This window comes from Kitasatospora sp. NPDC097691, assembly GCF_040302665.1.
Lineage (GTDB): Bacteria > Actinomycetota > Actinomycetes > Streptomycetales > Streptomycetaceae > Kitasatospora.
Map to the genome: position 1 here is coordinate 21,121 of NZ_JBEORY010000026.1, position 12,597 is coordinate 33,717.

Genomic DNA, 12,597 nt, shown 5'->3' on the forward strand with positions numbered 1-12,597 from the left:
GCCAGCCCATGACCCGGCAGGGCTCCTGCCCTCCTGCGGCGCCGCTCACTGGTGACTCATGACGCCTTCCGCGAGCGGCGCGAACAGCATGTTCCAGTTGCCTGGCAGATGTTGTGTCGCCGCAGTCAGGTGGAAACGCGTGACTGTCCACTCGTCAGGTCGCGCCTGTGCACCATGCTCCCGAACAGCCTGAAGACAGTGGTCGATGAACTCCGAGTCCTCCTCATCGAACCCGAGCCGCTCGCACGCCTGCTGTACCTCCGGCGCCTCCTCGAACCAGTCGTCCCATCCGGTGGCCGCACCCAGAAGATAGAGCAGGTAGCTCTCGGCGTCCGGCAGACCACCGCGCAAGTCCCGCGAGGTGACATCCCGTTCCGCATCGTCGCAGTCCAGCTCCGTACCTTCGGCCGCTGCGGTGACCAGGCCCTCCCAGTAGGTCACGTCATGCCTGCCAGTGCTCTGGCGCATGTACTCGCTCGCGAAGGCGGCCATCGTCTTGGGATCGTCGATCAGCGGGGAGAGAACCACGTCGCTCTTGTAATCGAAGCCGAAGTAGTAGCGGCACCCGTCCAGAGTGAGCGACTCAATGCCGCCTGTGTGGCCGATCCGATCGGGTAGAGGTGCAAAGTGCTTGAGGAGATCCTGTTCCGTGGCGGGGACCATAGCGTCCTCGGCCGACACTCACCCGGGCCCCGCCGCCATGATGCGAAGACGAGTGCTGATCCAGCGGTTCTACGGCGTCACCGACATCACTGCGCGTAGTCGGATCCTCCAGGCCTGGACCATCCACCGTCCGGACAGACGCTCCACCGCCGGCCATGACCAGCCGCCCTACCCGCGCAGCTTCTTTCAGAAGTCGCCGCAGACATGCGGGAGATGCGCAGCCGCTGAGCCTCGGGTGTTGGGCAGTGGAACCCTGGCCTCGCCTGCCTGTCCTGATCGCGTCGGACACGGCTAGGGCGAGAAGGCGTTGATCGTCGCCTCGACCATCCGGGCGACCGGCTCCACGTCGGGTCTCGTCGGGTTCCCGGAGGTCTTCAGGTTCTGCCAAACCACTGCGAAGTCGAGGTCGCCGCTGCTGTCGTGTGCGATCAGGGCCTCCGAGACCACTTGGTTGATCACTCCGGAGCCGTCTGGCTTGAGTGGGCCGAATCCGATCTTCGAGTGGGTGGCGGACAGGTTCCCGTTGGGCCACAGCAGGAGTTGGTGGAACCAGCTCCGCCCGCCTGGCGTCAGCATGGGGATCAGGTCGGTGAGATCGCCGCTTTCCAGCGTTCCGGAGAACATTCGGGCGAAGAGCCTCGCCATGTCCACAGCCGTTGTGGCCTGGGCGGTGGCCCCGTCGTTGACTGATGCGGTCGTCACTGGGGTCCATTGGTTGACGTAGTCGCCGGCGAGCCAGATGCCTCGTTGGTTCGCGGCGTCGAAGAACCCGTCGTCGCCGGCCTTGGCGTTCATGAATCCGAAGGCGACGCCGTGGATGCATTCCCCGGCCGGCGGGTCCGTCTGGTTGATCAGCATCCCTCGGAGCTGGTTTCGGTAGCCGAAGGTGAAGTCGACACTGATTGCCGTTCCGGTCGCATCGAACTGCGGTTCCAGGACGGTCTGGTAGTCCGGAAGGATCTTGTTCTCGTCGGCGGGGTTCGGGTACTTCGCCAGGATCTTTGGCGGGGTAACCGCGCGAATCTTGCTGTTGAACTCGGTGGCCAGGGCTGCGTAGAAGTCGGCGGAGGTGGCGGGTGGCTGTTCTGCGCGCAATTCCTCGGCGAGGAATCTGAGAGTGTGAGCGGCGTACATGGCCAGCAGCTTGACGACACTCGCCGAGTAGTGGACTTCGTTGTGCCGGTGCCCGGCCCACGGCAGTAGGTCAGCGCCGGTCAGCGCGACCACAGTAAGACCCGTCCGTTCCAGCGCGGTGCGGTCGGCTCCCGACAGTCCGTTCATGAACGTGTCGAGCGCGTCCTGCATGCTTCTGTTGCGTGCCGGGTCACCCTCCGGTTCGAGGTTGTCCGGATACGCGCCGGTGAACATCTCCATGGTCGGTGACTCCTTGTCGTCGTGCGCGGAGTCCGGCCCGGGATCGTGCCGACATGGCATCATTGCCAGTGATCATCGACAGGATGTGCCCGCTTGGGGTGGTGACGGTCGGGCAGATCGGACTCAGAGCGGCAGTCTTCACACCATTCGCGTTCATCACCGGCCGCGTCCGGACTCCGCCTCAACGGTCTGCCCGGCCCCGCCGTGCCCGGACAGCGCCCGCCGGACACCCTCCGGGGCGACGCCCAGGGTGGTGACAGGCACTCCGTCGTCATTGATGCGCGCCGCGGACTTGGGCGGAAAGCACAAGACCGCCAAGTCTGTGGGGAGTTTGAGCCTGGCCAGGACTGACTCTCCGCTCACCGTCGCTCTGTGAACGGTGCCGCCGAAGCCGTCAACTGCTTGGCACCGGCCCAGTGACCGACTATCCCACGGCATGGTGTGGCTGACTCGACAGGGTTCTCCTCCTAGCCTCAACCGGCGCCCATGGCATTGCAACTCGACAACCTTCGGGCTGAAAGTCGACTCCGATGGAGACTCGAACGGTTTCGGGAAGGCCGCCGCCGACGTCTGCGATCCGGTCCTTGACGACACCACCCCGGCAGTCGAACCGGCCGCCGCCGCACGGATGTACCGTTCCGTCGGGGCTCTGGTAGTGACTTCGGCTCGTCAGGGTGAGATCTCCCGAAATCCTCGATGGGCATGGTGCGGTGGCGGTACTCGGTGGTATGTGAGTATGCGGATGGGGGCGGACCGACCCCTGCGGGACGTGAGCGCCGACAAGCGGTCCGAATGCAGGCGGCCGAGCTGTTCGAACAGAGGATCAAGCCGTCGGAAGTGGCGCGACGGCTACGGGTGAGCCAGCAAGTCGGCCTACCAGTGGCATCAGCTGTGGCGGGATGGAGGTGTGCAGGCTCTGACCTCCCGAAGCCCGAGCGGATCCCGAGGCCGACCGTCCCCGCGCTGCCTGGAGAGGAGGCGACCTGGGTGGAGCTGAAAGAGCCCGGGCGGCCTGCGGGGGCTACATCTGCTTCGAGGACGAGGCAGGCTTCACCCGCCGTCCGCCCAAAGGACGCACCTGGGGCCGGCGCGGCCGCACACCGGTCGTGACCAGTCAGCGACCGTCGTTCGGGACGCCTGTCCGTGGCCGGGCTGACCGCCATGCGGCCCGGCTCCCGCACCCGGCTGTGCCACCGCCTGCGTACCCACCCAGCTGGCAGAGGCAAGCTCCGCAGCATGGGCGAGTGCGACTTCATCGCGCTGATCGACGGCGTCCACCAACTCGTCAAGGCACCGATCGTGCTGGTCTGGGACCGCGACACAGCGAACTGGCACGACTGGGAGCACCTGATCGTCTCCGAACGCGCCGTACGCAACCACACCGCCAGACTCTGCCACCTGTTCGGCGTGAAGGTGACCTCGTCCTGGGACAAGTCTTCGCACAGTTCGAAGCCGCCCAACGCATCGACCGACCCGCGTGAGCCGCCCAACTGGGGGATTACGGGGTGCATGTACGCAAATCAGCTCCTTGAACCGGTCCGGCCGAACGAGAGTGCGGCTGACTCGCTGCCACGTCTACACCCTGGGGGCCGGGGCTGCCGGGCCATCGGGTACGGTCACGGTTTCACGTCCCGCTCAGTTCCGGTGACGGTCCCGTCCGGATCGCCACCGGTGGAGCGGTGAGTCCCACCCGAACCGTGTACAACCCTTAGGGAGCTTCCTCGTGCACCAACTCCTGCGCCGGAGCCTTCCGGTCCTCGCCGCCCTCGGCATAGCCGTCAGCGCTCCACTGCTCACCGCCGGCACCGCCCAGGCCCGGGCCGAGCACGGGTGCGGCACCGTCGACGTCCAGTTCTCCGTCGACGGCGGCAAGAGCTGGATCTCCGACGGCCGGATGTCCCAGCCGCACGGCGTCATCCAGGTCCGCCTGGTCGGCGACGTCGCGGACGGCTGCGACTACCGGGTCTCGCTGGCCTCCTACGACACCGAGGGGCCGACCTGGGCCACCTCGGGCAAGCAGACCTTCCTCGGCTGGGCGACCACGACGCTGCGCAGCGGGAACCGCCAGGCGACCCTGGACGTCTCCGCCCACCTGCCGAAGTGCTACGGCCAGATCGACCTGTACAACGGCGACAAGAAGTTCGACGGCGTCGCCAACCCCGCGCCGAGGTACCCGGACGGCGTCTTCCCGGACAACCTGATCTCGGCCTGGAACGGCGGCAAGGCCTGCGTGCCGACCCCGACCGGCACGCCGACCGTCCCGGTGCCGACCTCCTCGGCGTCGCCCACGGCCACCGCGACCCCGCACCCGACCGGGACGCCGACCGCCACGACGACGCCTTCGGCCACCGCCACCGCGACGGCCACCGCCTCGCCCTCCACCACCGCCAAGCCGTCGGCGCCGGCCACCACCGGGACGCCGTCGACCGCCCCGGCCGTGCCGGCGCCGTCCGCCCCGGCGGACACGACCGGCCCGGTCGGCAAGCCGACCGCCAATCCGGTCTCGACCACGCCGGCCAGCACGCTGGCCAGCACGGGTGGCAACAGCAGCCAGATGATCGTCTACGGCGCTGGTGGGGCCGCGCTGCTCGCCGTCGGCGGGGGCGCGCTGGTGATCGCCCGCCGTCGGGGCGCCCGCCGCTGACGCGGCACCGCTGAGGTAGCCAGGACTGAGGTACCCAGGACGCCCGCGGTCCCCGGACCGCGGGCGTCCGTCGTCCGTTCACCCCCGGACGGTCCGGAACCGGCGCAGGTACTCCGTCGACGTCGTGCCGAGCCGGCGGCGGAACGCCCGCACGAGCGTGCCGGTGGTCCCGAACCCGCAGGTGGACGCGATGCGTTCGAGCGTCTCGTCGATGATCTCCAGCCGGGTGCGGGCCGGTTCGACGCGGGCGACCGCCAGTTCCCCCGGCACGGCACCGAAACCGGCCCGGCCTGGCCGTCTTCAACGACCGGCTCTCCTGCGTTCGCTGCCCGCCACGAGGCATCGGTGCCGGCCACGCCGCCACGGACGACCGGCGTCGACGGCCCGGGGATTCCCGGGGCGGCGGGGTCGTCAAACCGATGCCTGACAGTCGTCAAACCGGTGCCTGACAGTCAACTACCCGTGGTCGGTCGGCAGTTGATCGTCCCGAGCACGGGCCCTTCGCGGGGTGGATCTGGAAGACTGCTGCACGCGCGGTCCGGAGCCGGCCGGGCGCAGGGGGAAACCGGAAGGGTGGGAGGGCCGCTGTGGAACCGGTCCGTCGAGTGCAAGGTGGCCGCACCGCCCGGCTCCCTCCGGGGCTCGGTGGTGCAGCAGGTCCGTGCCGACCGGGACAGGGAGCCCGTCGTCCCGTCCGGTCGGAGCGCAGGGCAGCGTGGCGTGCCACAGCCGCCCGTACCGACCGGCCTCGCCCCCGGGCACCGTCCGCTGGGGCAGGACGATCCCCGCCGGATCGGCCGCTACCGGCTGACGGCGGTGCTGGGCCAGGGCGGGATGGGCACGGTCTACCTCGGCCGGTCGCCCGGGCAGCGCCTGGTCGCGGTCAAGATCGTCCGGCCGGAGCTCGCCGAGGATCCGGTCTTCCGGAGGCGGTTCGCCCACGAGATCGAAGCCGCGGGTCTCGTCGGCGGGTTCCACACCGCGTCGGTGGTCGACGCCGACCCGCACGGCGACCCGCCGTGGCTGGCCACCGAGTACATCCCCGGCCCGTCACTGCAGGACGTCCTCGAACAGCAGGGTGCGCTGCCCCCGAGGACCCTGCACACCCTCGCGGTCGGCGTCGCCGAGGCACTGGAGCACATCCACGTCTGCGGCATCGTCCATCGCGACCTCAAGCCCGGCAACATCATCGTCGCTGACACGGGCCCGCGCATCATCGACTTCGGCATCGCCCGGGCCTTGGACAGCACCCGGCTCACCGGCACCGGCTACGTCATCGGCACACAGGGGTTCCTCGCGCCGGAACAGCTCACCGGCGCGTCGATCACGCGTGCCGCGGATCTCTACGCCTACGGCATGGTGCTGTGCCATGCCGCTGGAGCCGCCCCGCTCGCCGACGGCGAATCCCTGGCGTCCGCCCTCGGCCTGCTGCCCGCGCGGTTCGCCGGCGTCATCACCCGGTGCCTCGACCACGATCCCGGCCGCCGTCCGACGGCCACCCAGGTCCTCGACCTGCTCGCCCCGAACGTCCCGTCGACCGGAGACTGGTTGCCGCTGCCCGTGCGCCGATGGTCGGCCTGTACAACACGTCGGCTGCCACGGCACCGTGAGCCATGGGTCTCGAGTGCAGCCGGCGGACGCCGAGCTTCCGTCACGGCTGCACAGCGGCCGCGCTCTTGGACCGAGCTGCCGAAGCGGAGGAGGGCGCGAGTCCCCGTCTGAACGCGCTGGCCCGCCAGGTTCCACGCCTCGGCCCGCCGTAGCTGCCCGGATGCGCTACTGAATCCTTATCCTTGTCGCGCGTTCGGGTGACCGCGCGCCGGCCGAGGGCGTGGCGGGCGACATGCGTGCGGATTGCGTTGAAACGCTTCATGCATGGCGAACCTCGGGGTTCTCGCCCGAGCAAGGGCGTGTCCACTCTCGTGCTCGACCCCTTGGCGGACGGCCGTCGAACACGGTGGCCTCAACAAGCGTCGCCTACTGCCGATTTGGAACGGATACGGCCCTGCGAGGCCTATCCGAGGCGCGGTCGGTTGACCTTGCGAAGCGGTCTTCGATCCCTGCGTCAGGCTTGGGGTGCCTTGCCGCCACTGGAGAAGGTGAAGGCTTTCACGGATCAAGCCGTCGCCGTGGGCACGATCCTGGCTCTGGTCCTCGCCAGCATCAGCCTGTTCCTGTCGACCAGCGCGTCGGACGAGGCCTACACGAACCAGCGGATCGCGAATCGCCTGGCCACCGCCTACCGCGTCGCCTGGCACATTGACAGGGAAGGCGAAGGGCCCCGGCGGCTGCTCATCGAGAACCGCAGTCTGCTTCCGGCCTACAACGTTCTTCTCGTGGACGAGCCGAGCAGCAGGTTCTACCAGATTCCGACGCTCCCGCCCTGTACCCGATACTCGGTCGAGGTTCCGGACGGCGCCGAGTTCGATGACTTCACCATGTACTTCCATACCGGAGGCCAGTGGTACCAGGCCGACACCGCCGGGAGAACCGAAGCAACGGGTGACAGCCGAAGGCCCGCGGCAGCGTTCACCGCGGTCAAGGGCAAGACCGACGCAGCCGGAACCAGCGGACGCAAGCCGGATCTCCAGGAAGTCCAAGGATGCGGATAGGCTCCGCACCGGCATGCCCGGTTCGGATACGGGCGTCCCTGACCGGCCCGGCTGCCGCCCGTTTCCGGATACGGCGTGGCTGCGCCGGAGGATCTTTCCGGTCTTTCGCGGCCGTTTCGGATTCACCGGGCGGTGGATCCGGTTCGGTGATCCGCCAGCGGGGTCAGTCCGTGGTGGGCCAGTCCCAGCCGAGCTGGATGAACATGCCGAGGCGGTCGCTCACGGCGCGGATCTCGGCGATCCGGCCGGCGCGGACGGTGAAGATCCAGATCTGCTCGACGTCGCAGCGGCGGTTGGTCGGCTCGGGCATCCGGGCGTGGTAGCCCGTGTGCACACCGGCCACCCGCAGCCGGGCCACGACCTCGTCGTCCTCGGCGATGAGCTGCTCGATGTGGAAGCCGTCGCCCTCGGCCTCGGTGCTGAAGGCGGCCAGCTGGAGGCGGAAGCCCTCGATGGCGGCGCCGGGGGCGTCCTCCTCGCCGAAGATGATCTTGTTGTGGTCGATGACCGACGGGGAGAGCAGCTGCACCCAGCCCTCGCCGGAGCGGTCGTTGAGCGCGGCGACGAAGTCGCGGATGACCTGCTTGTTGGTGGTGGTCGACATCGTGGTTCCCCCTGCGGCGGCCCGAGTTTCTTACGCGGTAAGTTTCGCTGGAGACGAGTGTTATCTTATGCCGTAAGAAAGTCAAGTCAGTGGCGGGAAGACAGAAGGAACGGGAGATGACGGAGCATCAAGAAGCCCGGCGCGGCCGGGGCGAGCGGGCCGGACTGAGCAGGCAGCAGATCCTCGACGCGGCGCTCGGCCTGGTCGACCGGGACGGCATCAAGGGCCTGACGATGCGTTCGCTCGGCCAGGAGCTGGGCGTGGAGGCAATGACCCTCTACCACTACGTGCCCAACAAGGACGCCCTGCTGGACGGCCTGGTGGAGCAGGTGTTCACGGCAGCGACCCCCACCATGGACGGCCCGGCCGACTGGCGCACGGCCCTGCACGCGTACGCCACCGCCCTGCGCGAGGGCCTGCTACGGCACCCGGCCGTACTCCCCCTCGCCACCTCCCGGCCCGCCGTCACCCCGGCGACCCTCGACGACCTCGAAGCCCTCCTGCGCCTGCTCACGACCGGCGGCTTCCCGCTCGGCCGCGCCCTGCACGCGCTCAACTCCCTCACCGTGTTCGTGATCGGCCACGCGACGGCGGAGGCCCGAATCGTGGTCGGAGCCGAGGAGGCCGGTGGCACCGACTGGCTGGCCACGCTCGACGCGGAGCGATACCCCCTGCTGATCCGCGCCGCCAACGAGCGGGCCGGCACGGACGACGCCGAGCGGTTCGCCTTCGCACTCGATGCCCTGCTGCTCGGCTTCGACGCGCTGCGCTCGGGCTGAGAAGCTTCGTTCGATTCGGTGAAGTCCGACAAGAGCAAGCGATGCCGACCACAGTTCTGCTCTTTCATGGCATTTCGCTCACTCGGTCGGTTCCTGGCCGGTGAGCAGGTCGAGCAGGCCGACGGGGGCGTTGTCGCCGAAGATGAGCCGGTGATTCTTGTCGGATTCGGCGGCGAACCGGGCGCTGCGGGCGAAGACGCCTGCTCGTACTCTGCAAGGGCGGCTTCGATGTCGTCGGGATGTGCGGCGATGGCTTTGCCGAGTTCGGCGCCGTCGAGCATGGCGAGGTTGGCGCCCTCCCCGGCGAACGGTGACATGAGGTGGGCGGCGTCGCCCAGCAGCGTCACTCCGGGGACGCGATCCCACCGGTGGCCGATGGGCAGGGCGCTGATCGGGCGCGGGGCGAGGGCGGTTTCCCCGTCAGTGATGAGTGCGGTGAGTTCAGGCGCCCATCCGGTGAATTCTGCCGCGACCTGGGCCGCCGCCGTTTCGGGACTGGCGAGGATGGCGGCGATCCATTCCTGCGGCTTGGTGAGCGCAACGTAGGTGTGAAGAACGGCGTGGGCCTCTCGATGGCCGAGGATCCCCTTGCCGGTCGCGACGGCGAACAGGGAACCGTCGCCGGTGGCCTTGGCCGCTGCGGGGTGGCGTCGGTCGGCGTCGTACAGGTAGGTCTCGATGAACGACGTGCCGACGTACTCGGGCTTCGCGTCGGAGAGCAGCGGCCGGACCTTCGACCAGGCGCCGTCCGCGCCCACGAGGAGGCCGGTCGTCACGGTCGACCCATCGGCGAACGCCAACTCGTGCCTCCCGTCTCCGAGGGGGCGGACACTGGTGACCCGGTGTCCCCACCGGATCATCTCGCCGGGCAGCGAGTTGATCAGGATCCGACGCAGGTCTCCGCGGAGCACCTCGGGGCGCCCGCCCGTGCCGTCGTCGGGCTGGTCGAGCAGGACGGCGCCGTGCCGGTCGAGCACGCGCACGGCCTCGCCGCCTTCGTGGATGATCGCGCGGAACTCGGCGGTGAGGCCGGCCGCTTCGAGGGCGAGCTGCCCGTTGTACTCGTGGATGTCGAGCCGGCCGCCCTGCGTGCGGGCGTCCGCCGACGTCTCGGCTTCGTAGATGGTCGCGGGGATGCCGTGCAGGTGCAGGACCCGGGCGAGGGTCAGGCCGCCGAGCCCGGCGCCGATGATCGTGACGGGAGTGGTCATGGTGGTTTCCCCTCAGGCTGGACACGCTCTACTCGGGTACAGTGTTCGCAGTAACGGAACGCCACGATAGCACTACTGCGAACAGTGAGTGCAGTAGTGAGGAGGGAAACCCGATGGACGACGCTCACACGGTGGTCTGGAACCGGCCGGAGCGGGCTGCGAAAGGCCCCGCACCCTCACGCACCCGGGCGGAGATCACCGCCGCCGCCATCGCGATCGCCGACACCGAAGGCATCGAGGCACTGTCCATGCGGCGCGTCGCCAAGGAACTGGGAACGGGCACAGCCTCGCTCTACCGCTACCTGGCGTCCAAGGACGACCTGCTCGATCTCATGCTCGACGCCGTAGCGGCCGAAGACGGCGGCCCGCCTGCCCCCACCGGCGACTGGCGCGGCGACTTGCGGACACTGGCCTATCGCTCCCGGGCCACCATCCACCGGCATCCCTGGATGACCTCCCTCGCGGCAGGGCGCCCATCACTCGGACCGAACTCCCTCGATGCCACCGAACACGCACTCGCCGCCCTCGATCCCCTCGGCTTCGACATCGACGTCATGATCACCGTCGTCAATACGCTGCATGCCTTCGTCCGCGGCTACGCCATCGGCGAGCTCGCCCAGCAGGAAGCCGTCCGACGCTCCGGAGTCGGCAACCAGGAATGGATGGACGCCCACGCGCCCTACCTCGACAAGGTCGTCAGGGCCGGGCGCCATCCACTCCTCGCCCGGGTCATTCGTGATGCCGAACTTCCCCACGCGGCCGACAGCGCCGAGCGCGGTTTCCGACTGGGACTCGAACGACTCCTCGACGGATGGGAGGCCAACCTCCCCATCCGGCCCTGACGGTTCGGCAACGCCAACCGGAGGTTCCTCGGCGAACTCCGTACTCCGCCGTCGGCCTCCGCGCGCGCCGAACCCCCGACGCAGCACGATTCCCGGAAGCGCCCCCTGCCCGGGCAGGATCAAGAACGTGACGCCGGACCGGCAGGTGACGGTGCGCAGGATGGTCGACTTTGCCGCCGCCGGTGCCTGCGGAGATCAGCACGTGCGGAGATCAGGCCATGCGGAGATCAGCACGTGCGGAGATCAGGACGTGCGGGGAGTCGGCGTCCGGGTCGATGGGGCGCCCGGCCGGGAACCGGCCGATACCGAACGCGAGGGATTCGGCGGTCTCTTCCACCTGCTTGTCGAACCTCGTCTGCGCCATGCCGTGCCCCGGCGGTGCACTGTGTGCGGATCAGCGGGCGACCGAGATCGCGAAGGGCGCGAATCCGCTGGACCGAATCACGTGCGGCACGAACAGTATCGCGGCCTCCGTGGCGCGGGCGGTTTGGATCCCACCGAGATCGGTGATCCACTCCTTGCGCCAGCCGAGGTTGACGAGCAGTTCACGGACGGTCTGCTTGGCCTGCAGGTCGTCGCCGGAGAGGAAGGCGTCGGGCGCCTGGGAGAGCATCGCCGGCGCGGTCATCACCGGGAAGAGCATGGTGTTGAGTGTCTTGACGACGCGCGTTTCGGGGAGCGCTTCCTGAAGTTGCTCGGCGAGGCTCGATCCGGGGTAGATCAGGTGGGCCGGCAGTCCGTCCGGTCCGTCGACGGTGGCGTTGGAGACGTCGACGAGGATCTTGTCGCGCAGTTCCTCGCGCAGGGCGGCGAGCCGGTCCAGCGAGCCGGCTCCCGGGGTGGCGTTGATGACGATCCGGGCTGTCCGGGCGGCGTCGGCGGCGGCGCCCGGCGCGCGGTCCGCCACGGTCACCTCATGCCCTGCCCGGGTGAGGGCTGTGGCCAGGTTGCCGCCGACGCGGCCGTTTCCGAGAACTGCGATCGTGGTCATGATGGTGTGGTCCTTCCGTACGTGCAGGGTGTGGTGCGCGGTCAGCGTGAGAGCGTGGCGACGGCCTCGGCGTGGACGCCGGGCGCGGCGGCCAGGAGGCTCTCGCTCTGCGGGGTCCAGGGGCGGCCCTCGGCGTCGGAGATCTGTCCGCCGGCCTCGGTGACGAGCAGCGCCCCGGGCAGCAGGTCAGCGCGGGCGCCGGCGAACTGCCAGAAGGCGTCGATCCGGCCGGCGGCCACGTTCACCAGGTGCAGGGTTGCGGGCACGGCGGTGCGGACGACGAGCGCGTCGAAGAGCATCGCGGTGATCGAGGAGCCGACGCGCCGCACGATCTTCTCGTCCTCGTCCGGCCGGGCCTGGCTGGTGGCCACGATGCTCAGGCCGAGGTCCGCGGTCTGAGAGACGTGCAGCGGTCGGCCGTCGAGGTGGGCGCCCGCGCCGGCGAGCGCGGTGTAGGTCTCGCCGGTCAACGGCAGGTGGACCGCGGTGAGCACCGGCTGGTTCTCACGCACGAGGGTGGCGGTCACCGCCCACTCCGGCAGCGCGTGCAGGTGGTTGACGTTGCCCTCGGCCGGATCCACGACCCACCATTCGCCGGACGGCAGCGCCCCACCGTCCAGCTCGTCCTCCACCCAGCCGGCGTCCGGACGCAGGCGTGTGAGGCGGGGGCGCAGGATGTCGAGGGCGGTGTCGTCGTTGGCGGCGAGCGCGCGCATCAGCTCCTCGCGCGTCCGGTACTGGACCACGTCGCCGAAGCGCTCGCGCAGCGCGGAGCCGGCCGCGCGCACCGCGTCCGCGGTCTGGGCGAGCAGGTCGGCGTCGGAGGCGGCGACGTCAGGGGCCTGAAGCGTTTCGGACATGGTGGAACTCCCGTCTG

At 69.3% G+C, this 12,597-nt stretch carries 11 protein-coding genes and 3 pseudogenes; 6 read left to right on the forward strand and 8 right to left on the reverse strand.

The window, feature by feature from the left end; translation table 11 throughout:
* Positions 1 to 45 precede the first annotated feature (45 nt).
* Together ABTY56_RS19785 and ABTY56_RS19790 are read right to left on the reverse strand one after the other, a co-directional pair.
* Positions 46 to 663, reverse strand: coding sequence for a hypothetical protein (locus ABTY56_RS19785; RefSeq protein ID WP_350630223.1), 618 nt, complete (start codon positions 661 to 663; stop codon positions 46 to 48).
* A gap of 291 nt (positions 664 to 954) precedes the next feature.
* Complete coding sequence (locus tag ABTY56_RS19790) at positions 955 to 2,037, reverse strand: hypothetical protein (RefSeq protein ID WP_350630224.1); 1,083 nt, start codon at positions 2,035 to 2,037, stop codon at positions 955 to 957.
* A gap of 702 nt (positions 2,038 to 2,739) precedes the next feature.
* On the opposite strand from ABTY56_RS19790, the pseudogene ABTY56_RS38860 reads away from it, so the two are divergent.
* Together ABTY56_RS38860 and ABTY56_RS19800 are read left to right on the forward strand one after the other, a co-directional pair.
* Positions 2,740 to 3,405: pseudogene (locus ABTY56_RS38860) on the forward strand (helix-turn-helix domain-containing protein); the annotation flags it as partial.
* A gap of 355 nt (positions 3,406 to 3,760) precedes the next feature.
* Entirely contained in the window at positions 3,761 to 4,681 is a 921-nt protein-coding gene (locus ABTY56_RS19800; protein WP_350630225.1) for a hypothetical protein, read from the forward strand.
* 78 nt (positions 4,682 to 4,759) lie between these two features.
* Here ABTY56_RS19800 and ABTY56_RS19805 read toward each other — a convergent pair.
* A pseudogene (locus ABTY56_RS19805) lies at positions 4,760 to 4,930 on the reverse strand (helix-turn-helix domain-containing protein); the annotation flags it as partial.
* Between the two features lie 471 nt (positions 4,931 to 5,401).
* On the opposite strand from ABTY56_RS19805, the gene ABTY56_RS19810 reads away from it, so the two are divergent.
* Together ABTY56_RS19810 and ABTY56_RS19815 are read left to right on the forward strand one after the other, a co-directional pair.
* Positions 5,402 to 6,403 carry a serine/threonine-protein kinase gene (locus tag ABTY56_RS19810; RefSeq protein ID WP_350630226.1) on the forward strand — a complete coding sequence of 334 codons (1,002 nt, stop codon included), beginning with the start codon at positions 5,402 to 5,404 and terminating at the stop codon, positions 6,401 to 6,403.
* A gap of 377 nt (positions 6,404 to 6,780) precedes the next feature.
* Positions 6,781 to 7,293 carry a hypothetical protein gene (locus ABTY56_RS19815; RefSeq protein WP_350630227.1) on the forward strand — a complete coding sequence of 171 codons (513 nt, stop codon included), beginning with the start codon at positions 6,781 to 6,783 and terminating at the stop codon, positions 7,291 to 7,293.
* A 163-nt stretch (positions 7,294 to 7,456) separates the two neighbouring features.
* Here ABTY56_RS19815 and ABTY56_RS19820 read toward each other — a convergent pair whose 3' ends face one another.
* Complete coding sequence (locus ABTY56_RS19820; protein ID WP_350630228.1) at positions 7,457 to 7,897, reverse strand: ester cyclase; 441 nt, start codon at positions 7,895 to 7,897, stop codon at positions 7,457 to 7,459.
* Positions 7,898 to 8,013: 116 nt separating this feature from the next.
* On the opposite strand from ABTY56_RS19820, the gene ABTY56_RS19825 reads away from it, so the two are divergent.
* Positions 8,014 to 8,676, forward strand: a complete 663-nt coding sequence (locus ABTY56_RS19825; protein WP_350630229.1) for a TetR/AcrR family transcriptional regulator C-terminal domain-containing protein — start codon at positions 8,014 to 8,016, stop codon at positions 8,674 to 8,676.
* A gap of 78 nt (positions 8,677 to 8,754) precedes the next feature.
* Here the strand turns inward: ABTY56_RS19825 and ABTY56_RS19830 are convergent.
* Positions 8,755 to 9,887, reverse strand: a pseudogene (locus ABTY56_RS19830) (FAD-dependent oxidoreductase).
* Between the two features lie 113 nt (positions 9,888 to 10,000).
* Between ABTY56_RS19830 and ABTY56_RS19835 the strand changes: the two are divergent.
* Positions 10,001 to 10,729: a TetR/AcrR family transcriptional regulator gene (locus ABTY56_RS19835; protein WP_350630230.1), complete on the forward strand. Its 729-nt coding sequence runs from the start codon at positions 10,001 to 10,003 to the stop codon at positions 10,727 to 10,729.
* Positions 10,730 to 10,940: 211 nt separating this feature from the next.
* Here the strand turns inward: ABTY56_RS19835 and ABTY56_RS19840 are convergent, their stop codons facing one another.
* Genes ABTY56_RS19840 through ABTY56_RS19850 form a run of 3 tightly spaced genes read right to left on the reverse strand, consistent with a single transcriptional unit; the run spans position 10,941 to position 12,580 of the window.
* Positions 10,941 to 11,093, reverse strand: a complete 153-nt coding sequence (locus ABTY56_RS19840) for a hypothetical protein (protein WP_350630231.1) — start codon at positions 11,091 to 11,093, stop codon at positions 10,941 to 10,943.
* Between the two features lie 30 nt (positions 11,094 to 11,123).
* On the reverse strand, positions 11,124 to 11,720 hold the full coding sequence (locus ABTY56_RS19845) for an NADPH-dependent F420 reductase (RefSeq protein WP_350630232.1): 597 nt from the start codon (positions 11,718 to 11,720) through the stop codon (positions 11,124 to 11,126).
* Between the two features lie 41 nt (positions 11,721 to 11,761).
* Positions 11,762 to 12,580 (reverse strand): 3'(2'),5'-bisphosphate nucleotidase CysQ, encoded by an 819-nt coding sequence (locus ABTY56_RS19850; protein ID WP_350630233.1) that lies wholly within the window; start codon positions 12,578 to 12,580, stop codon positions 11,762 to 11,764.
* Positions 12,581 to 12,597 lie beyond the last annotated feature (17 nt).

Bases quoted from the DNA above. Each gene is read 5' to 3' on its own strand.
- ABTY56_RS19785 (WP_350630223.1), bottom strand. From the start codon at position 663: ATGGTCCCCGCCACGGAACAGGATCTCCTCAAGCACTTTGCACCTCTA.
- ABTY56_RS19835 (WP_350630230.1), top strand. From the start codon at position 10,001: ATGGACGACGCTCACACGGTGGTCTGGAACCGGCCGGAGCGGGCTGCG.
- ABTY56_RS19790 (WP_350630224.1), bottom strand. From the start codon at position 2,037: ATGGAGATGTTCACCGGCGCGTATCCGGACAACCTCGAACCGGAGGGT.
- ABTY56_RS19840 (WP_350630231.1), bottom strand. From the start codon at position 11,093: ATGGCGCAGACGAGGTTCGACAAGCAGGTGGAAGAGACCGCCGAATCC.
- ABTY56_RS19850 (WP_350630233.1), bottom strand. From the start codon at position 12,580: ATGTCCGAAACGCTTCAGGCCCCTGACGTCGCCGCCTCCGACGCCGAC.
- ABTY56_RS19820 (WP_350630228.1), bottom strand. From the start codon at position 7,897: ATGTCGACCACCACCAACAAGCAGGTCATCCGCGACTTCGTCGCCGCG.
- ABTY56_RS19845 (WP_350630232.1), bottom strand. From the start codon at position 11,720: ATGACCACGATCGCAGTTCTCGGAAACGGCCGCGTCGGCGGCAACCTG.
- ABTY56_RS19825 (WP_350630229.1), top strand. From the start codon at position 8,014: ATGACGGAGCATCAAGAAGCCCGGCGCGGCCGGGGCGAGCGGGCCGGA.